This window comes from Leclercia sp. 29361, assembly GCF_011290365.1.
Classification (GTDB): domain Bacteria; phylum Pseudomonadota; class Gammaproteobacteria; order Enterobacterales; family Enterobacteriaceae; genus Enterobacter; species Enterobacter tamurae.
In genome coordinates this window covers 3,811,912-3,836,172 of record NZ_CP049786.1, presented here as the reverse complement: position 1 = coordinate 3,836,172, position 24,261 = coordinate 3,811,912, and the positions used below count along the sequence as shown (strand labels likewise).

General features: G+C 56.1%; 24 protein-coding genes. 12 read left to right on the top strand and 12 right to left on the bottom strand.

Annotated elements, in window-relative coordinates:
- Positions 1-154: 154 nt before the first annotated feature.
- The 9 genes from proX to hypA all read right to left on the bottom strand — a co-directional run bounded on the left by proX (position 155) and on the right by hypA (position 9,520).
- The gene (gene proX, locus G7090_RS18315) at positions 155-1,150 is read right to left on the bottom strand and encodes a glycine betaine/L-proline ABC transporter substrate-binding protein ProX (protein WP_166183671.1); all 996 of its coding nucleotides are present in this window, start codon (positions 1,148-1,150) and stop codon (positions 155-157) included.
- A 9-nt stretch (positions 1,151-1,159) separates the two neighbouring features.
- Positions 1,160-2,230 (bottom strand): glycine betaine/L-proline ABC transporter permease ProW, encoded by a 1,071-nt coding sequence (proW, locus tag G7090_RS18310; RefSeq protein WP_166183668.1) that lies wholly within the window; start codon positions 2,228-2,230, stop codon positions 1,160-1,162.
- Positions 2,223-3,425, bottom strand: a complete 1,203-nt coding sequence (gene proV / locus G7090_RS18305) for a glycine betaine/L-proline ABC transporter ATP-binding protein ProV (protein ID WP_166183665.1) — start codon at positions 3,423-3,425, stop codon at positions 2,223-2,225. The genes proW and proV overlap by 8 nt, the downstream gene beginning before the upstream one ends.
- 340 nt (positions 3,426-3,765) lie before the next feature.
- Positions 3,766-5,853, bottom strand: a complete 2,088-nt coding sequence (gene flhA / locus G7090_RS18300) for a formate hydrogenlyase transcriptional activator FlhA (RefSeq protein ID WP_166183663.1) — start codon at positions 5,851-5,853, stop codon at positions 3,766-3,768.
- A 43-nt stretch (positions 5,854-5,896) separates the two neighbouring features.
- Positions 5,897-6,907 carry a hydrogenase expression/formation protein HypE gene (gene hypE / locus G7090_RS18295; RefSeq protein ID WP_166183661.1) on the bottom strand — a complete coding sequence of 337 codons (1,011 nt, stop codon included), beginning with the start codon at positions 6,905-6,907 and terminating at the stop codon, positions 5,897-5,899.
- On the bottom strand, positions 6,904-8,025 hold the full coding sequence (gene hypD / locus G7090_RS18290) for a hydrogenase formation protein HypD (RefSeq protein ID WP_166183658.1): 1,122 nt from the start codon (positions 8,023-8,025) through the stop codon (positions 6,904-6,906). Before hypD ends, hypE begins: the two co-directional genes overlap by 4 nt.
- Positions 8,025-8,303, bottom strand: coding sequence for a HypC/HybG/HupF family hydrogenase formation chaperone (locus tag G7090_RS18285; protein WP_106994529.1), 279 nt, complete (start codon positions 8,301-8,303; stop codon positions 8,025-8,027). Before G7090_RS18285 ends, hypD begins: the two co-directional genes overlap by 1 nt.
- On the bottom strand, positions 8,294-9,166 hold the full coding sequence (gene hypB, locus G7090_RS18280; protein ID WP_166183656.1) for a hydrogenase nickel incorporation protein HypB: 873 nt from the start codon (positions 9,164-9,166) through the stop codon (positions 8,294-8,296). The genes G7090_RS18285 and hypB overlap by 10 nt, the downstream gene beginning before the upstream one ends.
- Positions 9,167-9,169: 3 nt before the next feature.
- A complete protein-coding gene (gene hypA, locus G7090_RS18275; protein WP_106994531.1) occupies positions 9,170-9,520 on the bottom strand; it encodes a hydrogenase maturation nickel metallochaperone HypA in 351 nt (116 codons plus the stop codon).
- A 233-nt stretch (positions 9,521-9,753) separates the two neighbouring features.
- Between hypA and G7090_RS18270 the strand changes: the two genes are divergently transcribed.
- From G7090_RS18270 to G7090_RS18225, 10 genes are all read left to right on the top strand, one after another.
- Positions 9,754-10,212 (top strand): transcriptional regulator, encoded by a 459-nt coding sequence (locus G7090_RS18270; RefSeq protein ID WP_166183654.1) that lies wholly within the window; start codon positions 9,754-9,756, stop codon positions 10,210-10,212.
- A gap of 76 nt (positions 10,213-10,288) precedes the next feature.
- The gene (locus G7090_RS18265) at positions 10,289-10,894 is read left to right on the top strand and encodes a 4Fe-4S dicluster domain-containing protein (protein WP_166183651.1); all 606 of its coding nucleotides are present in this window, start codon (positions 10,289-10,291) and stop codon (positions 10,892-10,894) included.
- The gene (hycC, locus tag G7090_RS18260) at positions 10,894-12,717 is read left to right on the top strand and encodes a formate hydrogenlyase subunit 3 (RefSeq protein ID WP_166183649.1); all 1,824 of its coding nucleotides are present in this window, start codon (positions 10,894-10,896) and stop codon (positions 12,715-12,717) included. Before G7090_RS18265 ends, hycC begins: the two co-directional genes overlap by 1 nt.
- A gap of 2 nt (positions 12,718-12,719) precedes the next feature.
- Complete coding sequence (locus tag G7090_RS18255) at positions 12,720-13,643, top strand: respiratory chain complex I subunit 1 family protein (protein ID WP_166183646.1); 924 nt, start codon at positions 12,720-12,722, stop codon at positions 13,641-13,643.
- A gap of 15 nt (positions 13,644-13,658) precedes the next feature.
- Positions 13,659-15,368, top strand: coding sequence for a formate hydrogenlyase subunit HycE (gene hycE / locus G7090_RS18250; protein WP_166183644.1), 1,710 nt, complete (start codon positions 13,659-13,661; stop codon positions 15,366-15,368).
- Positions 15,369-15,380: 12 nt separating this feature from the next.
- The gene (locus tag G7090_RS18245; protein ID WP_166183641.1) at positions 15,381-15,926 is read left to right on the top strand and encodes a formate hydrogenlyase complex iron-sulfur subunit; all 546 of its coding nucleotides are present in this window, start codon (positions 15,381-15,383) and stop codon (positions 15,924-15,926) included.
- A complete protein-coding gene (nuoB, locus tag G7090_RS18240; protein ID WP_106994538.1) occupies positions 15,923-16,687 on the top strand; it encodes an NADH-quinone oxidoreductase subunit B family protein in 765 nt (254 codons plus the stop codon). The genes G7090_RS18245 and nuoB overlap by 4 nt, the downstream gene beginning before the upstream one ends.
- Complete coding sequence (locus tag G7090_RS18235) at positions 16,687-17,097, top strand: formate hydrogenlyase maturation HycH family protein (RefSeq protein ID WP_166183639.1); 411 nt, start codon at positions 16,687-16,689, stop codon at positions 17,095-17,097. The genes nuoB and G7090_RS18235 overlap by 1 nt, the downstream gene beginning before the upstream one ends.
- Positions 17,090-17,545, top strand: coding sequence for a hydrogenase maturation peptidase HycI (gene hycI / locus G7090_RS18230; RefSeq protein ID WP_166183637.1), 456 nt, complete (start codon positions 17,090-17,092; stop codon positions 17,543-17,545). Before G7090_RS18235 ends, hycI begins: the two co-directional genes overlap by 8 nt.
- Before the next feature lie 165 nt (positions 17,546-17,710).
- A complete protein-coding gene (locus G7090_RS18225) occupies positions 17,711-18,085 on the top strand; it encodes a cell envelope integrity TolA C-terminal domain-containing protein (protein WP_166183635.1) in 375 nt (124 codons plus the stop codon).
- Positions 18,086-18,276: 191 nt separating this feature from the next.
- Here the strand turns inward: G7090_RS18225 and G7090_RS18220 are convergent, their stop codons facing one another.
- Positions 18,277-18,774, bottom strand: coding sequence for a hypothetical protein (locus tag G7090_RS18220; RefSeq protein ID WP_166183632.1), 498 nt, complete (start codon positions 18,772-18,774; stop codon positions 18,277-18,279).
- Positions 18,775-19,065: 291 nt separating this feature from the next.
- Positions 19,066-20,907 (bottom strand): retron Ec67 family RNA-directed DNA polymerase/endonuclease, encoded by a 1,842-nt coding sequence (locus tag G7090_RS18215; protein ID WP_166183630.1) that lies wholly within the window; start codon positions 20,905-20,907, stop codon positions 19,066-19,068.
- Between the two features lie 750 nt (positions 20,908-21,657).
- Between G7090_RS18215 and G7090_RS18210 the strand changes: the two genes are divergently transcribed.
- Positions 21,658-22,428, top strand: coding sequence for a DUF3800 domain-containing protein (locus G7090_RS18210; protein WP_166183629.1), 771 nt, complete (start codon positions 21,658-21,660; stop codon positions 22,426-22,428).
- A 291-nt stretch (positions 22,429-22,719) separates the two neighbouring features.
- On the opposite strand, the gene G7090_RS18205 is transcribed toward G7090_RS18210, so the two are convergent.
- Positions 22,720-23,175 carry a hypothetical protein gene (locus tag G7090_RS18205; RefSeq protein ID WP_166185440.1) on the bottom strand — a complete coding sequence of 152 codons (456 nt, stop codon included), beginning with the start codon at positions 23,173-23,175 and terminating at the stop codon, positions 22,720-22,722.
- Positions 23,176-23,679: 504 nt separating this feature from the next.
- Here G7090_RS18205 and hydN point away from each other — a divergent pair.
- A complete protein-coding gene (hydN, locus tag G7090_RS18200) occupies positions 23,680-24,225 on the top strand; it encodes an electron transport protein HydN (RefSeq protein ID WP_106994900.1) in 546 nt (181 codons plus the stop codon).
- Positions 24,226-24,261: the final 36 nt, after the last annotated feature.

The following is a 24,261-nucleotide window of genomic DNA, read 5'->3' as shown; positions in this document are numbered from 1 at the left end:
TAATAACGGATGAAGAAGGGAGGCGGGGAGTTGTTGAGTGATAGATCGTGCGGTCTGATCCCCTCACCCTAACCCTCTCCCAAAGGGAGAGGGAATTTGTACACCCTCTCCCTTTGGGAGAGGGCCGGGGTGAGGGGACACAGCGTGCAGTGACTTACTTCTGCGCAGCCAGCGCCTCATTCACCCACGCATCAAACTGCTGCTGGTGGGCTTTGATCCAGCCGTCAACGTGACCCTGGACATCGGCTTCAGAGGATTTGCCCGCGTGCATCATCGCGTTCTGGGCGTTGATATCCGCCAGCGGCAGCTTCATTACCGAGAACAGCTTCGCCGCAGCCGGGTTTTTCTCAGCCCAGGCTTTGTTGGCCACGATGTGCATGGTGTTGACCGGGAAACCGTAGTTCATGCCGTTAGGCAGTTTGGTGTCGATCTCTTTCTGCTCGCCCGGCAGGGAGGAGAATGGCACCTGCAGCCAGACCACATCTTTACCCGGCTTCAGCACGTCGCTCACCCAGTACGGCGTCCAGGTGTAGTAGATGACTGGCTTGCCTTCTTTAAAGCGGGCAATGGTGTCGGCCATCATCGCTGAGTAGTTGCCGTGGCTGACGTCGACGGTTTTCGCCAGGTCAAAGGTTTTGTTCTGGTGGTTAATCACCGCTTCGCAGCCCCAGCCCGGGGAGCAGCCCATCATGTCGGCTTTGCCGTCACCGTTGGTATCAAACAGTTTGGCGATCTTAGGATCTTTCAGCTGTTCGATGTTGGTGATGTGGTACTGATCGGCAGTCTTTTTGTCGATCAGGTAGCCCTGTGCGGCGCCGGAGACAAAGGTCCCTTCACGGTAGAACTTCTTATCGCCGCCCGCCGCGCTGTACATATCGTCATGCAGCGGCTGCCAGTTCACGGCCGTAAAGGTGGCATCGCCGGAGGCAATCGAGGTATAGCCCACGTTGTAATCCACTTCGCTGGGCTTGCTGACAGTATAACCCAGCTTCTCCAGCGCCCGGCTCACCAGCCCGGTCTGGAACGACTCTTCGGAGATTGTGCTCTGTACCGGTTGCACGGTAATGCCTTTGCCCGGCAGATCGGCAGCAAATGCGCTGGTGGAGGCAAGGGTGGCAAACGCTGTGGCAAAAATTACGCTATGTCGCATCGTTGTTCCTTATTTTACGAATGGGCGGGTGATTAACCCGACAGGGCCGGTGTTGTACCAGCGACGGTTGCCGCGACTGCGTGAATCACGACCGACAGCCTGGGTCAGGCGGTCAAGAATAATGGCGAGGATCACGATCCCGACGCCGCCTACGGTGGCCAGTCCCATATCGAGACGGCCGATCCCGCGCAGCACCATCTGGCCCAGACCGCCCACGGCGATCATCGAGGCGATCACCACCATCGACAGGGCCAGCATCAGGGTCTGGTTCACACCGGCCATAATGGTCGGCATCGCCAGCGGGAGTTGCACCTTAAACAGCATCTGGCGCGGGCTGGCACCAAACGAGCGTGAGGCTTCGATCAGATCCGCCGGCACCTGGTTAATCCCCAGAATGGTCAGACGCACAATCGGCGGCAGGGCGAAGATAATGGTCACCACCACGCCCGGCACGTTACCGATACCGAACAGCATCACGATCGGCACCAGGTAGACAAACGCCGGGGTGGTCTGCATCGCATCCAATAGCGGGCGGATAATTTTGGCTGCCCGCGGACTGCGCGCCAGCCAGATCCCCATCGGCAGGCCTATCACCACGCAGAAGAGCAGGGCGGTCAGCACCAGCGCCAGGGTGATCATCGCCTGCGACCAGGCGCCGATCGCGCCGATCAGGATCAGCGAGATCAGCGTCGCCACGCCCATTCCCGCGCTGCCAAACTGCCAGGCAATCAGCGCGAACAGCGCAATCGCCACCGGAGCAGGCATCCCCAGCAACATCTGCTGGAAGCCGTTCAGGATGTAATCCACCGGCACGCGAATGCCCTGGAACACCGGACGGAAGTGGGTGACCACCCAGTCGATCCCTTCGGTAACCCAGCTGTCGAGCGGGATCAGCGTCTTATGGAACGGGTCCATAATATTGAAATGCTCGGGTGCCGGCGCCGGCGCGCTGGTCAGCCAGTCTGCCGCGCCGCCATCGGTTGGCGCAGGAGCTGCGGTGGAAGAGCCCCACGCGTCAGCGGATTGTGCCGCGCTGTCCGCAGCCTCGGTGGTGCCCCACGGGTTTGATTGATCAGCCATTGTTTGCCCCCTCGCGATCTAAAGCCTGCAGCAACATGCGTTTTGAGATGATGCCGACGTACTGTTGTTCCTCTCCGACTACCGGTACCGCGCAGGGCGCCTGACCGACATGGGAGAGCAACTCGCTGAGCGGCGTTTCCGCGTCCACGGCAAGCGGAGCGTCAATTAACGCCGCATCGATACCCTGATTTTCGCCAAGGGCGGTTTTCAGAGAATCGATGGAGACAACACCCACAAATTTATTACCGCGTTCAACCAGATAGCCGTATTCGCGGTCTTCATCCTGCAGCAGTTTGAGCGCCGATCGCGGGCCGAAACCTGGCGTTTTACGGATAATGCCGTTCGGGGTTCGGCGGGCAATATCTTTGGCGCTGAACACCTGGCTAATATCGACTCCGCGGAAGAAGGTACGCACATAATCATTCGCCGGATTATTGAGAATTTCATCCGGGGTTCCCACCTGCACCACTTCGCCGTTTTGCATAATGGCAATCCGGTCGCCAATACGCATGGCTTCATCGAGGTCATGGGAAATAAAGACAATGGTACGTTGATGACGCGACTGCAGTTTTACCAGCTCATCCTGCATCTCGGTACGAATTAAGGGATCGAGCGCCGAGAAGGCCTCATCCATTAATAATATATCGGGATTGATCGCTAATGCGCGGGCTAATCCGACGCGCTGACGCATCCCGCCGGAAAGTTCATCCGGGTACGCGTGGGCGTAATTTTCCAGCCCTACCTGACGCAGTGCATCCAGCGCTTTTTCCTGGCGCTCATTGGCCGGTACGCCGGCTAATTCCATACCAAAGGCGGTGTTATTTAACACCGTCATATGCGGCATCAAAGCGAACGACTGAAACACCATCGCGATCTTTTTTCTGCGCACCTCGCGGAGCTCGGCGTCCGATATTTTGGCAATATCAACGCCATCTATCAGCACCTGTCCGCGGGTGGGTTCAATCAGGCGATTGAGAAGGCGAACCATAGTGGATTTACCCGAACCGGATAACCCCATGATGACAAAAATCTCGCCTTCTTCAATGGCCAGACTGGCGTCTTTAACGCCAAGCGACAGCCCGGTTTTTTCCAGAATTACTTCTTTTGAAAGGCCTTTTTCAATATATTTGAATGCGCGCTGCGGGTGCTCGCCAAATACTTTATAAAGATTCTTAACTTCTAATTTAATTGCCATGCAATAAAGAATGTCCCGTTATTTATTTATGTCGATATCATTACCAGTGAATATAATTAACCGGCCATACCCTAACATACTCAGAATCTGAGACAACCCTGGATCGGCTTGTGGCATGATTTTTGCCGCGCGCGAATCGGCGCAATTTCCCATGAGATAAGGGCTGAACGCGGTATGAATTTTTCTTGAGAAATGTCTTATTGTGACGAAATTCGCGGAGCGAAAACAAAAATGCAGAGGAATATGACAGGAGAATGACGCGGATGATGACAGGGAAATAGCACCCCGAAAACCTGAGTATTATATTCCACTCATGCGGGTGATATTTCCCTGCAGGGCCTTACAAAATAGCGTTCTTATCGATCCCCAGCCGCTTCATGCGCGACAGGAGCGTGGTGCGCTTCAGTCCCAGCCGTTTTGCTGCCCCTTTAGGTCCGGCGATCACACCGTTGGTCTCTTTCAGCACCCGCATAATGTGTTGATATTCCTCCTCGCCTTCGCGAATCGGACTGACTGGCGCCTCCGGCGTCGCGGTGCTGGCGAAGCGAGGATAATCGATATCCGGGAGCGACAGTTGCAGGACATTGCCACGGGTCAGGAGCACCGCGCGCTCAATCACGTTTTCCAGCTCACGCACGTTGCCCGGCCACTCCATTTTGCTGAGCTGACGCAGGGTATCCGCCGGGATGCTGTCGATATTGCGTCCCAGCCGGTGGGCGATCTTGAAGGTGAACGACTTCACCAGCAGGGGGATATCTTCCGGGCGTTCCCGCAGCGGCGGGAGGAAGATCGGGAACACATTGAGCCGGTAATAAAGGTCGCTGCGAAACTCACGATCGGCGACCATTTGCGTTAAGTCGCGGTTAGTTGCGGCAATCAGGCGCACGTCAGTGTGAATAGTGCGATTGCTGCCGAGCCGCTCAAACTCCTGCTCCTGGAGCACACGCAGCAGCTTGGGCTGCAGCTCAATGGGCATATCGCCCACTTCATCGAGAAACAGCGTGCTCTTGTCTGCCAGCTCAAAGCGGCCAATATGCTGGGCGCTGGCGCCGGTAAATGCCCCGCGCTCGTGGCCGAACAGGTCGCTCTCCAGCAGCCCGGCGGGCATCGCCGCGCAGTTCATCTTCACCATCCGCCGCTCGCTGCGTCCGCTCAGATTATGAATGGCGCGGGCAATCAGCTCTTTACCGGTCCCGGTCTCCCCCAGGATCAGCACCGTACTGTTGCTGTGGGCCACCATCTCCACCTGCTTCATCACCGTCATCATCGGCGAGCTGCGGCCAATGATTTCGCCAAAGTCGGTGGCGACATTGTTGATCTGCTCGGTCAGGGCGAGGTTCTCGTCGATCAGCCGCTCCTTGAGGTGGCTGATTTCGCGGTAGGAGAGGGCGTTATCCACCGCAATGGCGATGCGTTCGGCAATCTGGTTCAGCAGCTCCAGATTCGAGGCGGTAAACACCTGGGCTTTGCACTGGGCCAGCTTCAGGGTGCCGAGGATCCGCTCGCGGAAGATCAGCGGGAACAGGCACAGGGTCTGATCCTGTTCGCCCCACATATCAAACAGCATCCGTTCGTAAGGGGCGTGCTGGTCACGACTGTGCAGGTTAAGCATCAGCATCTTTTTGTTACGCATCACTTTTTCGGACAGCGTGCCTTTCTCGTCCACCTCGCTCTGATCGTACAGCGGGGCGTTTTTATCCAGGTAATGGGTGGAGTAGACGAGGAGCTTGCCCTTGCGCTCGCTGCGCAACACCATGCTGATGGAATCAATGCCGAAGTTGCGCTGGATCTCCCGGGAGACCTCCGTCACCAGCTCATCAAGGTCGAGTTTAGACAGCACCGCGTTGGTGATGGCGACCAGCAGGCGAAAGTCGTTGCGCTCCCGGCACAGCACATCGTAGCTGTCGCTGTTATTCTGCCGGGCCAGGATCTGCTCCACTGCCAGACCGGCTGCCTGGGTCAGGGTTTGCAGCCGGGAGAGATCGCTCTCGCACCAGGGCAGATCGTCGTCGCGCAGGAACTCGCAGCCGCCGAAGATCCGTCCGTCGGCGGCCAGCGGGGTCAGGCAGTAGTGGGCAAAGGGGGCATAAAGATCCAGCCCGGCCAGCGCTGGCCAGGTCTCTTTAAAGGTGTCCGCCTGACAGTGCAATACGTCCGGGCGCGACAGCATGCGGCGGAAAGGTCCGTTCGCCAGCAGCGGCTCATCTTCATAGCGGATATCCCGATCCTGCTCGTCAGTACCGTACAGACAGACGCGACGCTGCTCTAACTGCCAGAGCAGAATATGGGCGCGATCGGCCAGGTTCATCTGCCGGGCATGCCAGGTCAACGATCGCGCCAGGGCGCAGAGAGCGGGCTGTTGCAGCAGGGTACGGGTAATATCGAACAATCCTTGATCGAGGGGATCGTTCGTGGGTGTATACGACATGCGTTATATCCAGAAAATGAGAAGCTAATAGGTGCTGCCGGGGTCAGCAAATACGCGGTAGCGGTTCGGCATGCGGTAAGTTCAGGGTTCGCTTCACGCCGTACAGTCCGGTGAGCCGGACACCCTGGCGTTCCACCACCTCGCCGATGATGGCCGCGTCCTGGCCCAGAGGATGCTGGCGTAATAAGCCTAGCACGCGCTCCGCTTCATGGCGTCCGACCGCAATCACCAGCTTGCCTTCGTTGGCGAAGTTGAGCGGATCCAGGCCCAGCAGTTCGCACGCGCCGCGCACGGCGGGCTTCACCGGCAGGGCGTTCTCCTGTAATTCGATCCCACAGCCGCTGCTGGCGGCAAACTCATGGGCGACAGCATTCACGCCGCCGCGGGTAGCGTCGCGCAGGGCTTTGATGCCCGGCTCCGCCCGCAGCGCCTGAATCAGCGGCGTCAGAACGGCGCAGTCGCTTTGCAGATCGCCGTCCAGGCCTAAACCTTCACGCAGATTCAGGATGGTCGCGCCGTGATCGCCCAGCGTACCGCTGACCAGCAGCACATCGCCGACCGCAATCTGGCGCATGCCCCAGTTTACGCCCTCGGGAATCGAACCGATACCGGCGGTGTTAATAAACACCTTATCCGCCGCGCCGCGAGGAACCACTTTGGTATCGCCGGTCACAATGGTGATGCCTGCTTCAGAGGCGGCGGTGGCCATGCTGGTGACGATGCGTTCCAGCGTCGCCATCTCCAGCCCCTCCTCAAGGATAAAGCCGCAGGAGAGCCAGCGTGGGATCGCTCCGCTGACCGCCACGTCGTTGGCGGTGCCGCAGATCGCCAGCTTGCCGATATCGCCCCCGGGGAAGAACAGCGGGTCAATCACGTAGCTGTCGGTGGAAAAGGCCAGCCTGTCGCCCTGAGCGGTAAGCTCCTGCAGGGGAATACGGGCCTGGTCTTCCTGCTCGTTCAGCAGTGGGTTGGCGAAGGCGCGCATAAAAAGCTCGCCGATCAGCTGCTGCATGGCCTGGCCGCCGCTCCCGTGGGCGAGGGTTATCTGTTTCAACTTTCACACTCCTGAGAACGGTACTGATACCAGGCGCTACACGCCCCTTCGGATGACACCATCAGCGCGCCAAAGGCGCTTTGCGGGGTGCATTTATTACCAAACAGCGGGCACTGGGCCGGTTTGCAGCGCCCGGTCAGGACAGCCCCGCAGCGTGCCTCAGGATCGTCGCAGATGTCTTGCGCCCGGGTGCTGAAGTGGCGCTCGGCGTCAAACTGGCGATACGCTTCGGTGAGATGTACGCCGGAGTGTTCGATCACCCCCAGCCCGCGCCATTCGCTGTCGCCTTCAATGCCAAACACCTCGGCAATCGCGGTCTGCGCCACGGTATTACCCGCTTCCGGCACGATGCGGCGATACTGGTTTTCGACCTGGCTGACGCCGGCGATTTTCTGCTCCACCAGCATCAATACGCCCTGCAGCAGATCCACCGGTTCAAAACCGGCCACCGCCAGCGGGCGCTGATGTTCAGCGGCGATAAAATCGTAGGCGTGGGTGCCAATCACCATGCTGACGTGCCCCGGGGCCAGAAAAGCGTCGATGCCGTTCTCCGGCTGTTCCAGCAGGCTTTTCAGCACCGGGATCAGGGTGATGTGCTGACAGAAAAAGAAGAAGTTCTGCACCTGAGCGGCCTTAGCCTGACGCAGGGTCAGGGCGGTGGCGGGCATGGTGGTTTCGAACCCCAGGCCGAAGAAGACCACTTTACGATCCGGGTTCTGCTGGGCCAGCTTCAGGGCGTCGGCGGGGGAGTAGATAATCCGCACGTCCGCGCCGCGCATCCGGGCATCCAGCAGGGAGCCGTTTTTACCCGGGACCCGCATCGCATCCCCGAAGGTACAGAAGATCACCTCCGGGTGGCTGGCGATCTCAATGCAGGTGTCGATCCGCCCCATCGGCAGGACGCATACCGGGCAGCCGGGGCCGTGGATAAACTCAATATTCTCCGGCAGGAGTTGATCGAGCCCGAACTTAAAGATGGCGTGGGTGTGCCCGCCGCACACCTCCATAATCCGCAGCGGACGCTGGGGGGTATAAGGCAAGGCTTCGGCGCGGGTTTTCAGCGTCTCAATCAGGCGCATCACCTTCTGCGGGTCGCGGTATTCGTCAACAAAGCGCATCAGCGGGACTCCTCGCCAAACAGCAGCGGGCCGACGTCCGGCTCGACGTCGAACATATTCTGCAGGGCGGCGAGGGTATCCAGCGCCTCCTCTTCATTAATCACGCTCATGGCGAAGCCGACGTGGACTAACACCCACTGGCCGAGACGGCTGGTGCCGTTTTCGTCGTGAGCACCCACCAGGGTCAGATCCACATCGCGCAGCACGCCGCAGACCTCAACTTTGGCCTGCATACCGTCCACGATGGCGCTGATTTTTCCGGGTACGCCTATGCACATCGCTGCGCCTCCAGCCAGTCAAGCCAGGCGTCCATCCCGTCCCCGCGCGTGGCGGAAACCAGCAGGATCGCAATATCCGGATTCACTTCCCGGGCGGCGGCGAGGCACTTCTCCACGTCAAAGTTGAGGTACGGCAGCAGGTCGACCTTATTGAGCAGCATGATGGAGGCGGCAGCGAACATGTGGGGGTACTTCAGCGGCTTGTCCTCGCCCTCGGTAACGGAGAGCACCGCCACCTTGTGACGCTCCCCGAGATCGAAGCTCGCCGGGCAGACCAGATTGCCGACGTTCTCGATAAACATGATCCCGCCCTCATCCAGGGGTAGGCGCTGCATCGCGTCGTGAATCATCTGGGCGTCGAGGTGGCAGCCTTTGCCGGTATTGACCTGGATCGCCGGGGTGCCGGTGGCGCGGATCCGCTCGGCGTCGTTTACGGTCTGCTGATCGCCTTCGATCACCGCGCAGGGCACGCGCTGCTGTAAGCGCTTTAAGGTCTCGGTCAGCAGGGTGGTTTTACCGGAGCCGGGGCTGGAGACCAGGTTCAGCGCCAGCTGCTGCCGGGCGCTGAACCGCTGGCGGTTCTGCTTAGCGAGCTGATTATTTTTGCTCAGCACGTCGATCTCAATCTCGACCATCTTGCGCTGGCTCAGGCCCGGCGCGTGAGTGCCTGCGGCGCCCTGGCCGTAATCAAGCTGGCCCGGCTGGTGTTCTGAAGGGGCAAACTCCCCGCCGTCAATCCGCGTGACGTTAAACGCCTGGCGTGGTGCCGGAGAGAAGGGGGCGCTGCGAAAAGCGGAATGGGCATTCCGCTCGTCACCTTCTATATAGAGGTTGCCTTGGGCGCAACCGCAGGTGGTACACATGATTTACTCCTGTTCAATTTCCAGACGCGTGATATGCAGTCCGTCGTCGGCGACGATATTCAGACTTGCGCCGCCACAGTCGGGGCAGCGTCGTACGCGATGGGTAAGCAGCTGGACATAAGCCTGACAGTCCTGACACCAGCATTCCGCCTGCTGCTCTTCGAGATGCAGCCCGCAGCCTTCGGCCAGGGTGCCGCGGCACACCAGCTCAAAGCAAAATTCCAGCGCGCTGCTTTCGACGCAGGAAAAGGCGCCGACGCGCAGCCAGACATCCGTCACCCGCTTCGCGTGGTGCTGATGGGCCTGTTGTTCGATCAATTCCAGCGCCTGCTGGCAGAGGGTGATTTCGTGCATTGTGCTATTCCCGTTGAAGTCGTGGGGGTTAAGCAATATTGATGCCAGCTTTTAGAGAGGAGAAAGGGCGGGAAAAGCGTGAGCCCTGACAAAGATGACGAAATGACATGTCATTTTTTGTGATCGGGCAGGCTTCAAAAAATATTTATCATGAAATTCAGTGTGTTAAAAAATGGCATGGATCGTGCTTAGTGAAGCGAACTCTTTACATATGACGCATCAGGTACTTCACCATGACACTTACCGAATTGAGCGAAAAAGCCAATTTTATTGCCGGGCACCAGCGCGTGCTCCGCGCCCACTGGAATCACTACGGCAATTCACTGGTTCAGGCCATTACCCTCTCCAGAGCCAGTCTGCACCTGAGCGTGGGCTGCAATAACGACAATGGGCTGGGTTTCTGGCTGTTTGACCACTTCCTGATCCGCGTGACGCCTGAGCAGGCGTTCAACGGGCATATCTTCAATTACACCATTGAAGCGCGCGACGACGACGCGCGAGTGCTGATTGGTCGTGCCCGACTGAGCGATGACGGGATGCTGGACGGCACTATTCACATCGACCAGCGCGAGGCGGTGTTCAACCATTTCCTCGACAAAATCAACGGCGTCTATACCGCGCTGTATGAAGCCACCGAACGCGGCGAATCGCTGACCCTGGCGACACTCGCGCAGCACCACGCTGCGGTCTGAATTCGATGTCGTCAGGTGTCGAAAATGACACTTCCGCCATTTTTCGTCAAAAATGACTATCACCAGAGGACTCCAGGTGAATCGTTTTGTAATTGCTGATCCCACGCTGTGTATCGGGTGCCACACCTGTGAAGCGGCCTGCTCAGAAAACCATCGCCAGCATGGCCTGCAAAGCCAGCCGCGACTGAAAGTGATGCGCAACAACACCGACTCCGCGCCGCAGCTTTGCCATCACTGCGAAGATGCCCCCTGCGCCCAGGTGTGCCCGGTCAATGCCATCACCCGCATCGACGGCGCTATCCAGCTCAATGAAAGCCTGTGCGTTAGCTGCAAGCTGTGCGGTATTGCCTGTCCGTTTGGCGCCGTTGAGTTTGCCGGCAGCCGCCCGCGGGCCATTCCTGCCAACTGTAATACCAGCAAGGCACCGATGGCCCCCCCGGCACCCGCCCGCGTCAGCCCGTTCCTCGACTGGGTGCCCGGCGTGCGCGCCATCGCCGTGAAGTGTGACCTCTGTTACTTCGACCCCGATGGTCCGGCGTGCGTGCGTACCTGCCCGACCAAATCCCTGCGTCTGATTGATAACCAGGACATCGCGCTCGCCAGCAAACGCAAACGCGAACTCACCCTGCACACGGATCTGGGCGATCTGTCGCTGTTCCAGTCGCAACAAGGAGAGCTTTGATGAACGCCTTATCGTTAATTAACCAGGCGCTGGCGTGGTATGTCATCAGCGCAGTGCTGGCCCTCATTTTTTGCGCCAACCGCTCAGTCAGCTGCGCCATCGCCGGGATCGGCGGGGCGATTGCCAGCGCCATGGCGGTGGGGGCAGGGGCGATCGCGCTGCTCTCTTCGCAACCTCAGCACGCAGAGATGGCCTGGCTGCACCTCGGCATGCAGATGTCCGGCATCCGGGCGATATGGCTGATCGCCATCGGCCTGCCGATGTGCCTGATCAGCCTGTATACCATTGCCTGGCACCGCCACCCGCAGGCGAAAGCCAACGGCCTGCTGACCAACCTGCTGATGGCCGCCGCCGTGGCTGCCATCATGGTCGATAACCTCGGCTGGCTGGTGGTGATGGCCGAAGTGATGGCCCTCTGCGCCGCGTTTCTCACCGGCTGTGCCCAGTCCGGCAAGCTGTGGTTTGTGCTGGGGCGTCTGGGGACGATCCTGCTGGCTATTGCCTGCTGGCAGGCGTGGAGCTACTACGGCACCCTGAACTTCGGGGCGATGAGTGCCCTGGCTACCGCCCAGGCACCGGGGGCCAGCATCTGGCTGCCGGGGCTGGCGGGCTTTGGCCTGCTGGCCGGGGTGATCCCGCTGCACGGCTGGGCTCCGCAGGCCCATGCTAACGCCAGCGCTCCGGCTGCCGCGCTGTTCTCCACGGTGGTGATGAAGGTCGGTCTCTACGGCATGCTCACCGTGGCCCTGAGCGGGGCGTTACCGCCGCTGTGGCTCGGGGTACTGCTGCTGGTGATGGGGATGCTCACCGCCTTTATCGGCGGGCTGTACGCCCTGATGGAGCACAATATCCAGCGCCTGCTGGCGTACCACACTCTGGAAAACATCGGCATTATCCTGCTCGGCCTCGGGGCGGGCGTCACCGGTATTGCGCTGCACAGCAACCTGCTGATTGCGCTCGGCTTCACCGGCGGCCTCTACCACCTGGTCAGCCACGGCCTGTTTAAAACCACGCTGTTCCTCGGCGCGGGCGCGGTGTGGTATCGCACCGGTCATCGCGACATCGAGAAGCTCGGCGGCATCGGCAAAAAAATGCCGCTCATCTCGCTGGCGATGCTGGTGGGGTTGATGGCGATGGCGGCCCTGCCACCACTGAACGGCTTTGCCGGAGAGTGGGTGATCTATCAGTCCTTCTTTAATCTCGGCACCCACGACGCCTTTGTTGCCCGCCTTCTGGGGCCGCTGCTGGCGACCGGCCTGGCGATCACTGGCGCGCTGGCGGTGATGTGTATGGCGAAAGTTTATGGCGTCACCTTCCTCGGCGCACCGCGCACCGAAGAGGCGGAAAATGCCTGCTGCGCCCCGTGGCTGATGACCTTCAGCACCGTGCTGGCAGCGCTGTGCTGCGTGGCGGGTGGGGTGGCTGCGCCCTGGTTCCTGCCGATTATCAGTGGTCTGTTCCCGGTCAGCGGCGGGGAGATATCCACCGTCTCGCAACCGATGATGACCCTGCTGCTGCTCGCCGGTCTGCTGCTGCCGTTCATCCTGCTGGTGCTGTTCAAGGGCGACCGCCTGCCGAACCGCTCCCGCGGCTTTGCCTGGGTCTGCGGCTACGATCACGAGGCCTCAATGGTCATCACCGCCCACGGCTTTGCGATGCCGGTGAAAGAGTCCTTTGCCCCGGTGCTGAAGCTGCGCAAGTGGCTTAACCCGGTGCGCTTCATCCCTGGCTGGCAGTGCGACGGCACCGCCGTATTGTTCCACCGTATCGCCCTGATTGAGCTGGCGGTGCTGGTGGTTGTTGTTATCTCCCGAGGAGCCTGAGCATGACCCTCATCTTCGCACTGATTCAGGCGCTGGTGCTGTTTGCCGCTGCGCCGCTGCTGGCGGGCATTACCCGCGTGGCGCGTGCCCGTCTGCACACCCGTCGCGGGCCGGATATCTTCCAGGAGTACCGGGATCTGATCAAACTCCTGGGCCGCCAGAGCGTGGCCCCGGCGGCGTCCGGCTGGGTCTTCCGCCTGATGCCCTTTGTGATGGTGGCGGTGATGTTTGCCATTGCCACCGCGCTGCCGGTGATCACTATCGCTTCACCGATGCCTGCGCTGGGGGATCTCATTACTCTGATCTACCTCTTCGCCATCGCCCGCTTCTTCTTCGCCATCGCCGGGCTTGATACCGGCAGCCCGTTTACCGGGATTGGCGCGAGTCGTGAAGCGATGCTCGGCGTGCTGGTGGAGCCGATCCTGCTGCTGGGTCTGTGGGTTGCCGCGCAGGTGGCAGGCACCACCCACATCAGCGCCGTCACCGCGACGATCTACCACTGGCCGGTGGCGCACTCCGTGACGCTGGTACTTGCCCTGTGCGCCTGCGCCTTCGCCACCTTTATTGAGATGGGCAAGCTGCCGTTTGACCTCGCCGAAGCCGAGCAGGAGCTGCAGGAAGGCCCGCTGTCGGAATACAGCGGCGCGGGCTTTGCGCTCCTCAAGTGGGGCATCAGCCTGAAACAGCTGGTGGTGCTGCAGATGTTCGTCGGGGTGTTTATCCCCTGGGGACAGATGACGCAGTTCTCCGCAGGCGGCCTGCTGCTGGCGCTGGTCATTGCGGTGGTCAAGCTGGTCGTGGGCGTGCTGGTGATTGCTCTGTTTGAGAACAGCATGGCGCGTCTGCGCTTTAACGCCACCTCACGGATTACCTGGACCGGTTTCGGTCTGGCATTTTTAGCTTTCGTCTCCTTGCTGGCGGCGTGACTGTAGAGAATAACCATGTCTGAAGAAAAAGTTGGTCAACACTATCTCGCCGCACTGCATCAGGCCTTCCCTGGCGTGGTGCTGGATGAAGCCTGGCAGACCAAAGATCAAATCACCGTGACGGTGAAAATTAACTACCTGCCGGAAGTGGTCGAGTTCCTGTACTACAAGCTGGGCGGCTGGCTGTCGGTGCTGTTTGGTAACGACGAACGCCAGCTCTGCGGCAGCTACGCCGTTTACTACGTGCTGTCGATGGAGCAGGGCACCCGCTGCTGGCTCACCGTGCGCGTGGAAGTGGACGCTGACAAGCCGGAGTTCCCGTCCGTCACCCCGCGCGTACCCGCAGCAGTGTGGGGCGAGCGCGAAGTGCGCGACATGTACGGCCTGATTCCGGTGGGCCTGCCGGACGAGCGCCGTCTGGTGCTGCCGGATGACTGGCCGGACGAACTCTATCCGCTGCGTAAAGACAGCATGGACTACCGTCAGCGCCCGGCCCCGACCACCGACAAAGAGACCTACGAGTTCATCAACGAACTCGGTGACAAGAAAAATAACGTGGTGCCGATTGGCCCCCTGCACGTCACCTCCGATGAGCCGGGCCACTTCCGCCTGTTCGTCGACGGCGAGAACATCATCGACGCCGACTACCGCCTGTTCTACGTCCATCGCGGCATGGAGAAGCTGGCTGAAACGCGGATGGGCTACAACGAAGTGACCTTCCTGTCGGATCGCGTCTGCGGCATCTGCGGCTTTGCCCACAGCACGGCCTACACCACCTCGGTGGAGAACGCGATGGGGATCGTGGTCCCGGAACGCGCCCAGATGATCCGCGCCATCCTGCTGGAGGTGGAGCGTCTGCACTCGCACCTGCTAAATCTCGGCCTGGCCTGCCACTTTGTCGGCTTCGACTCCGGCTTTATGCAGTTCTTCCGCGTGCGTGAGACCTCCATGAAAATGGCGGAGATCCTCACCGGGGCGCGTAAAACCTACGGCCTGAACCTGATCGGCGGCATCCGTCGCGACCTGCTGAAAGAGGACATGATCGCCACCCGCCTGCTGGCCCAGCAGATGCGCCGCGAGGTGCAGGACCTGGTAGATATCCTGCTGAGCACGCCGAATATCGAGCAGCGCACCGTGGGCGTGGGCCGTCTCGACCCGCAGATCGCCCGCGACTTCAGCAACGTCGGCCCGATGGTGCGCGCCAGCGGCCACGCCCGCGACACCCGCGCCGATCACCCGTTTGTCGGCTACGGCCTGCTGCCGATGGAAGTCCACACCGAGCAGGGCTGCGACGTGATTTCCCGCCTGAAAGTGCGCATCAACGAGGTCTACACCGCCCTGAACATGATCGACTTCGGCCTCGACAACCTGCCGGGCGGCGAGCTGATGGTAGAAGGCTTTACCTATATCCCGAACCGCTTTGCGCTGGGCTTCAGCGAAGCGCCGCGCGGGGATGATATCCACTGGAGCATGACCGGCGACAACCAGAAGCTGTGGCGCTGGCGCTGCCGGGCGGCCACCTACGCCAACTGGCCGACGCTGCGCTACATGCTGCGGGGCAATACCGTCTCCGACGCGCCGCTGATTATCGGCAGCCTCGACCCTTGCTACTCCTGCACCGACCGCATGACGGTGGTGGATGTACGCAAGAAGAAAAGCAAGGTGGTGCCGTACAAAGAGCTGGAACGCTACAGCATTGAACGCAAGAACTCGCCGCTGAAATAACCCGGAGCACCCATGTTTACCTTTATCAAAAAAGTGATCAAAACCGGCACGGTGACGGCGTCCTACCCGCTGGAGCCGATTGCGGTCGACAAAAATATGCGCGGCAAGCCGGAGCACGACCCTAAGCAGTGTATCGGCTGCGCGGCGTGCGTGAACGCCTGCCCGTCGAATGCCCTGACGGTGGAGACCGATTTAAAGAACGGGGAGCTGTTCTGGCAGTTCAATCTGGGGCGCTGCATCTTCTGCGGACGCTGTGAGGAGGTCTGCCCGACCACCGCCATCAAGCTCTCCCAGGAGTACGAGCTGGCGGTGTGGAGCAAGGCCGATTTCCTCCAGCAGTCGCGCTTCGACATCTGCCACTGCCGGGTGTGCGAGCGCCCGTACGCGGTGCAAAAAGAGATCGACTACGTCATCGAACTGCTGCGCCACAACGGCGACAAACGCGCTGAACGTCACCGGGAGAGTTTTGAGACCTGCCCGGACTGCAAGCGCCTGCAGGGGCTGACCCCTTCGGACAAAATCCATCTGATCCGCGAGATGAAGGACGCGACACAATGAGCGAACTGTTAGGGCCACGTAACGAACAGGGGATCCCGGTGCCGGTGACGGTGGATGAGTCCATCGCCAGCATGAAGGCCTCGCTGCTGAAAAAAATCAAGCGCTCCGCCTACGTCTACCGCGTCGACTGCGGCGGCTGCAACGGCTGCGAGATTGAGATCTTCGCCACCCTGTCGCCGATTTTCGACACCGAGCGCTTCGGCATCAAGGTAGTGCCATCCCCGCGCCACGCCGACATTCTGCTGTTTACCGGGGCAGTCACCCGCGCGATGCGCTCCCCGGCGCTGCGGGCGTGGGAATCCGCCCCGGATCCAAAAATCTGTATCTCTTATGGCGCATGCGGCAACTCCGGCGGCATCTTCCACGACCTGTACTGCGTCTGGGGCGGCACTGACAAAATCGTCCCGGTAGATGTCTACATCCCCGGCTGCCCGCCGTCGCCAGCCGCCACCCTGTACGGTTTTGCCATGGCGCTGGGGCTGCTGGAGCAGAAGATCCACGCCCGCGAACCGGGGGCGCTGGACAACCAGCCCGCTGAACTGCTGCATCCGGAGATGGTTCAGCCCCTGCGGGTACGTATCGATCGCGCCGCGCGCCGCCTGGCGGGCTACCGTTATGGCCGCCAGATTGCCGACGATTTTATGCGCCATCTGCTGGAAGGGGATAAAAGCGTGGCGGACTGGCTGGCCCGGGAGAACGATCCGCGTCTGAACGAAATCGTCGGCAACCTCATCCAGGTGGTCGGGCAGGAGCGTATCTGATGAGCGAAACCGTGGTCTTCAGCCAGCTCAGCCGCAAGTTCATTGACGAAAATGACAACACCCCCGACGACGCCCAGCAGGTGATCTACTACGGGCTGGCCATCGGCCACCATCTGGGGGTCATCGACTGCCTGGAGGCGGCGCTGACCTGTCCGTGGGAAGAGTACCTGGCGTGGATCGCCACCCTGGAAACGGGGAGCGAGGCGCGGCGCAAAATGGAGGGCGTGCCGCGCTACGGGGAGATTGTGATCGACGCGAATCATATTGTGATGCTGGCCAGCGCCTTTGACGCCGCGATGACGCGACAGACGGCGCAGCAGCAGACGTGGAGCCGGGCGATGCTCGGCATGCTCCACGCCATTCACCAGGAAAACGCCATCTATCTGATGGTTCGGAGGCAACGTGACTGATGTTTTACTCTGCGTCGGCAACAGCATGATGGGCGACGACGGTGCCGGTCCGCTGCTGGCCGAGATGTGCCGCGAAGCGCCGCGCGGCGACTGGGTGGTGTTCGACGGCGGCAGCGCCCCGGAAAACGACGTGGTTGCGATCCGTGAGCTGCGCCCGGCTCGCCTGCTGATTGTCGATGCGACGGATATGGGGCTCAACCCCGGTGAGATCCGCCGCATCGACCCGGATGATATCGCCGAGATGTTTATGATGACGACGCACAATATGCCGCTTAATTATCTGGTGGATCAGCTTAAGGGTGATGTGGGGGATGTGATCTTCCTCGGGGTGCAGCCGGATATTGTGGGGTTTTATTATCCGATGACGGAGAAGGTTAAAGAGGCGGTGGAGACTGTTTATGAAAGTCTGCTAGACCGAGATGGGGTGCTGGTGTTTGGCGAACTGTAGTCGTTCAGGTTAGCGGGGTTTGTGAAAGGAGTTCGCTGATTTGCGGGCTCTTTTTTTGTTTCCGGACAAGGTAAAGTAGGCTGCCGTAGCTTGATAATCCGCCATGCCGGAAATAACTCGCCAACAATTTTAACAGGAGCACGCGAAATGCCAGGGAAGATATTCATGCTTGTGGTTGTGGTCAGCCTGATGGCAGGTTGTGCGGCCTTACATCCTTCCGGATGCCACAAAACCACGGCATTAGGGAGTTGCGGTTCTGGCCGCTGGGAGGATCAGGATGAATGGGGCGCGCAGGCGCGGGGGATTAAGGCTGCAATAGAAGATAAAATTGCTGAGCCACAACGCTGGAAGGGCAAAAAATGTCGGCTGCATATGGAATTTGCTCAGGATGGTAGGGCGTTGAAGGTATCAGCCAGCAAGGGCAACAAAGAGTATTGTGAGGCGGTGAAACTGGCGGCTCAAAAAGCGAAGTTTCCGGCGTTTAGCAATCCAGAAGTGTATCGGGATTTTCAAAAGGTTGGGTTTGATATGGAGGGATAGGCAGGGAATTATTGTATGGGCTGCTTTGTGCCAGAAGCCGACATTCATAGCACACAGTCTTGTTAACAACTAAAAATAAGCTTAGGAATAATTGTATATCTATTAAATATACAATTATTCAAATAAAAGAGACATTTTCGGCATGCTGGAAACAGTAATAAAAAAGGCGCAGGTTAATTATTTTTCATTAATTAACTTTTAAACCATAAGTTATCTCGATTGAGCAGACTAATTTTCGTTGCATCTTTTGATGCTAGAGTCGTACACTCTCCTTTATCAAACTCATCTAGACTCACAAATGTGAATTCATCACCATCTTTTTCTTTCGGAAACACCATGAAGACTACTTCGAAAGTACAATCATTATAAGCGTTTTTTAAGAATTGCTGAAGTGCTCGATACTTTCCTATTTCACAATCAGTAAGTGTAAAGGAGGTACACCCATCTGTTGAATGATACTTCGCATCTAAAAGAATATACGAGGAATCGTCAGTCTCAATAATAAAATCGGGGCGTTTCCCCCCATATGATTTCAAGTTTGCAGATAAGGTATTTGTTCCTTGCTCAACACATTCAAATTTCCACTTGGATTTTTCCAGCCATTTACTAGCATAGTTCTCACCATCTTGACCTGCTGTTATAGAGTTTTGTTTTCTTAACGCGCGGCGCATTTCGTCTAAATCTAACATAAATTACATCTTCTTTTTTTAGTTTAATTACTAATATCGGCAGCACTTAATAATTCTTTAAATATAAATTTTCAGGATCATGCCAATTATATCTGCAAGCATAACTATCAAGCATATCCGAGACTTCTGCAATTCGCTCAAAACGGGCCCCATCACCACCGTCCCCGTCTGCTCCGTGCCAAGATCGGACTGATACTTTCATGTTCGACCGCATTCGGTAAAACCCGCAGTTTATCGGCAATCAAAACCTTACCAGTACCTGGGTTTGATATCTACCTGCTATAAGCGAGATTACTTTATGGAATTATAGTGATCTATCACTTTTTCTATGCGTTCTAAAAGATGAGTAAACCGTGAAAAATCAATAATACCTTTCTGCGCCTTAACAATATGCGTCGCAAATGCTTCTTTACTTAGGTCATTAACTTTGTCACGGTCGGCGATCGTATTAAAACGCTTTCCTTTATGTTGCCTGAGCCGATCAGCATCACTAAAGAAATACTCAATATCAGTCTCAGAGCTTCCCGCTCCCTGAGGAGTGAGCACCAGATAAAGATTGCAAAAAATATGAACAAACTCAGACTGACGGATGTCGGCCACACCTACACCCGCCGGGAAAATATCAATGCTTTTAACTCTTTTAACTTCATTAATCAGGTTATTAGGTCCGGAGTCATTATCCACGAATATAATTACTGGGTACGATGGTTTAGGTGCTTTGTAAGCATTAAACAATTCTTTGTAATTGGCTACAAAATCCCTCAGATAATCACCACCACCAAAAAGTTCTAATAAGTATCGGGTTCGCTCATTATATTTGAAAAACTGAGTCAAAGTCTTATAAGGCTCTGTGGCACTTTTCCCAGTTGCCAGTTTAGGGAATTGGGCTGCGAGCTTCCATATTGCTGACTTTAAATAAATATTATCAGTCTGACCTTCAGTAAGAATCGTAGGTTTGGTGTTACCATAGAACCAGCGATAAAAAAGAAACTTACTAAATGTTGTCTCTCTGGACGTATGTAAATAACGCCTTCTTGATGGGTTACTTTTTCTGATGGCGTCTTTTTTTAAATGATACTTAGGATTTAACTTTTCGTTCTGACGAAGCCGGTTATAATGATCAACCTGGTCAATGAAAGTCAGTTTCCCTTCGAGCCTGTGAATGTTGCCAGTCACCTCAGCGCCATTTATCGTCTCTTTAAACTCGCCCGTGTTAAACAGATGATTGCACTGAGCGCGCACAAGCCGCCAGTATTCTTTTTTAGTATTTGGCTTTTTATTTACAACTAACCCCGTAACTTCCTGCCGGGAGTCTTTGTATTGATCCCTCGTTTTAGATTCATTAATCGAAAATCCTGAACGGCCAATCTCTCTTCTGATGACCTTCCCTGCAACAAAAGTATGATTATCTGATTTCGCTACAGAAGAGGGTAAACTTTTCTTCCTGGTTGAAAAAGTTATATCGTCTGCATATCTCGTATACGTACATGAATGTTTTGCGGCGACCGCCGCTAATTTAATATCTAAAGCATGAGTGATTAAATTAGAAATGACGGGCGAGCACGGACTGCCCTGAGGCAGTTCATTATTATAACATGCTATTTTTGCAATCACCGTGGCTATTTCTGGTTCAAGCAAAAAGTTTCCGTTTTTAATGAAAAAACCTCTCACCCTTCCGAAATTAAAACTACCGAAGAAGTTTTCTAAATCAATATTGAAGACGTGCTTTTTCCCTAAGTGCATCATTGCATTGGTAATAATTGAACGTTTTCTTTCAAATCCATGCGAAAGCGAGGGCTGTTTTGTTTCTGAGCCAGAGCACTTCACTTTTAAAAAAAGAGAGTTTTTTGCGTTTTGCCTCGTTATCTCTGAATCGGGGAACTTCAGAAAGATAATTTCATCCAGGCAGTCAAGTAATAAATCTGAAAGGGAGGATTGCAGGTTTTTTAGCATTCCTGAGGGAGCGCTGATAATTCTTTTACCCCCGTTTCTCTTGGGGATCTCGAATTGTAGGTATTGATTTTCAGGCTTAACGATATATAAGCAATGCGTTAATGTAGAAGGTTTTACGCCTAAAATTCTTGCTAAATCCGGCTTTGTCTTTGCCGATTTTAATAATAAAAGTCTATTCACTATACGTCACCATTTAAAAAGGTTTATGGGCACTCTTACGCAAACTTGACAAGAATCTAAGAAGCGCCAGGACAATGAGTTCCTGAAAGGGCAATCCTACCGGACATTTTTTTCACTGATCGCGAAACGCGACCCAAAATCTGCCCATAAACCATCTTCAATATATCAAAAATTGGGCGGCTTGCAATTTCTCTGTTCCTGCCCGACTGACATTTTGTGATTTCAGCAGCATCCGCTTCTTGTACGGAGGGACGTTGTTAACATTTCACGGCCTGACCGCCCCTGATGTTTTTTCTTTCCTTTCGGTAAAACGCCAATTCTATCGAATCGCCCTGCTGCAACGCTGAACGCTACATATTGTGCCTCTCTCAGTCAGGAGACATACCAGATATAGGGGGCTGGCGGTCATCACCGGGCAAGAACGCGCCGGTTTGCCTACTACGCCATTCGGTAAAACTCCGGCAGCGGAGGCTTGGAACGAGTACGATTTACCGCCAGCGGAGCTTTTCACCTTGCTTTTTTACAGACTTCACAAGGGTTAGGTGGAGTTAGAAAATGTAATTGCTGACATTAATCAAATGTCCGCTTTTCGCTCATAGAAGACCTTTGTCCTACCCGTCAAGTGCCGTGAGTAGATTTTGCGAGCGTATGGATACACTAGATACCTAAAGCTCTTGAGCAGACCTACAAACATTGTCTGTCGCTTGGGTTGAGCATAAAATAGCCATTCAATTTTATGTGGGTTTTTATATGGAATACGTGGCTTTTGGTGATGAGAGTGGTACGACAGGGAGTGACCGCTGTTATGGCATTGGTTTGCTGTGTGTGCGTAAAGACACGTTGCACATCTTCAATGAGCGCGTCCAGAAATTAAAAGATAAGCACGGGATTGTCGGTGAGTTGAAGTGGTCCAAGATTAAGAACAGTGCAGGGCAGGCAAACATCTGCATTGAACTGCTGGCTATGGTGCTCAAGAACTCGTGTTGCTTCCACTCGATTGTTGTAGTTAAGAACATTTACAACAACTGGCAGACGGACAGGGAGTTGGCTTTTTACCAGACGTATACAATGCTCGTTAAGAACGTTGCTAAACAGATTAAGAGTGACGTAGACGTAATCATTGACCAGAAGATTGATAAATACAAAAAGAACGATGAAGTGACAGGTATTGTTGCTAACAACATGCTGGCCAAGGCAGGGATGAAGAAGCTGGTTAAGTCTGTGACGATGCACGACTCTAAGCATCATCTTGGATTACAAGTTGTCGACATTCTGACCGGAGCTGTGAACTCTGGATACTTGAAGTACCTTAATCCTCGGTTGGAACTATCAGTGGCTAAGGAGCTAGCTTTTGAACGTATGGCTGCTTTGCTTGGCTGGGATTTATTCCATTACGATACATTCCCGAACAAGGATTTTAATATCTGGCATTTTCCGCAAGAGATGCGAGCCATGCCGGGTTCAAAGAGTATTCGACCTGATTACAGCGTTCCATTGGTTAAGCGGGAAGAGCTGTCCTAACCTTGACTTTAAAAATCGATTGTTAATGTATAGGCCGACCAGATTTAAAGGATAGGCATCAATCGATAATGTTGTGGTGTACTAAATTTGGCCTCTGGAACAAATATGTAAATGTACGATTCTCGTTTATACCAAGTTCATTGTTTCTCATATATTACAGTCGAAGTTGTTTGCTTTTAAAAAATCGAACTCCAGTCCCCAACGCCACCCTATCCTTAATGTATTCAGGGGCCCACCACAGCCCCTTATCAAACCTGAAATAAGTCAGCCTTCACCAACTTCCAGCCGCACTCAATGCACCGTAATATACGGCTCCTTCACAAACTCATTAACCAGCCAGACCAGATCGTGCAGCAGCCCCGACAGTTCTTTCTCAACACTTGCGGGCAAGGTTCCACCCAGAATTGCCTGCGCCAAAGCCAGCGCATAATCCACCTGAGGAGCGGTTTCCTGCCAGCAGTCCGGCATACAGGAGGTGAGTGTTTCCCCCTGGATCAACTGGGCGATAAGGTGCGGCGGGAGTTCGGCATCACAGCGTTCACGCAGCTGACGCAGTGCGTACAGCAGACCTTCACAGAGCGCAGTGCGGGATGCTCTGTCGTCAGTTTCGATCAATACGCTCACCAGTGCGGCGCAGCGATCGGCGACCTCAAAGAGATCCGCAGCAGCAGAAAGCGGCGTAGTCAGGGAAGCGGGAATAACCTGTTCGTCAGATTGCGGGTAAGTCAGGGTTAGGATAGTAGTCATCATGACATCCTCTACATGCTATTTAAATTAGCCACCCTATGAGTTCCTACGCTCGAGGGAGGCAGCGCTGACGGAGGTAGGAATACCGCGCACATAGAAAACGGCCAGCCTCTCGGCTGCTCCGCCAGCGCCACCGTGATTGTAACGGGATAAACGCTGCCACGACATAGTGAATGTCGATACATGCTAACGGGTTCCTACACCCGATTGCGGATGTGCCGCAACGCAGTCACTTTACGAGCCTGATTACGGGAATAAAAGCCTTAACCCTGAATTACATAAGGTTACTTTGAAGTTTGCGAGGAGCTTTCCAGAAAGGCCATGCCGGGGGCGCTTCGCTTGCCCGGCCTACAAGGACTAAAGCAAATCCGTCAATCCTGTCATCGTCACTTATGACGATGACAGCTACACCCCCAAATAAAAACCTTTAATTTCATCAACTTAATATCTGGCCCAATTTATGCATACCTCCGGCAAGCTAACCATCATTCCCGGAGAGTAAGGATGAACCGTTTCATCATTGCCGATGCCAGCAAATGCATCGGCTGTCGTACCTGTGAAGTGGCCTGCGTGGTGTCGCACCACGACACCCAGGACTGCGCCTCGCTGACCCCGCAGAACTTCCTGCCGCGCATTCACGTCATTAAAGGCGTCAACGTCTCTACGGCCACCATGTGCCGCCAGTGTGAAGACGCCCCTTGCGCCAGCGTCTGCCCGAACGGGGCGATCACCCGCGATAACGACTTTGTTCACGTCCACCAGGAGCGCTGCATTGGGTGCAAAACCTGCGTCGTCGCCTGCCCATACGGCGCGATGGAAGTGGTGCTGCGTCCGGTTGTGCGCAGCATCGGTGCCGGGCTGAACGTGATGTCGGAGAAGGCCGAGGCCAACAAGTGCGACCTCTGCTACCACCAGCCGGACGGCCCGGCGTGCATTCAGGCCTGCCCGACCAATGCCATTGTCTGCATCGACAGGCAGAAGCTGGAGCAGCTGAGTCTGGAAAAACGTCGCCGTGCGGCGCTCGACAACATGTCTTCGCTGGCGCTGTAAGCGTCAGCATTACTTTTCACTTTTAGCAGGTCTGTT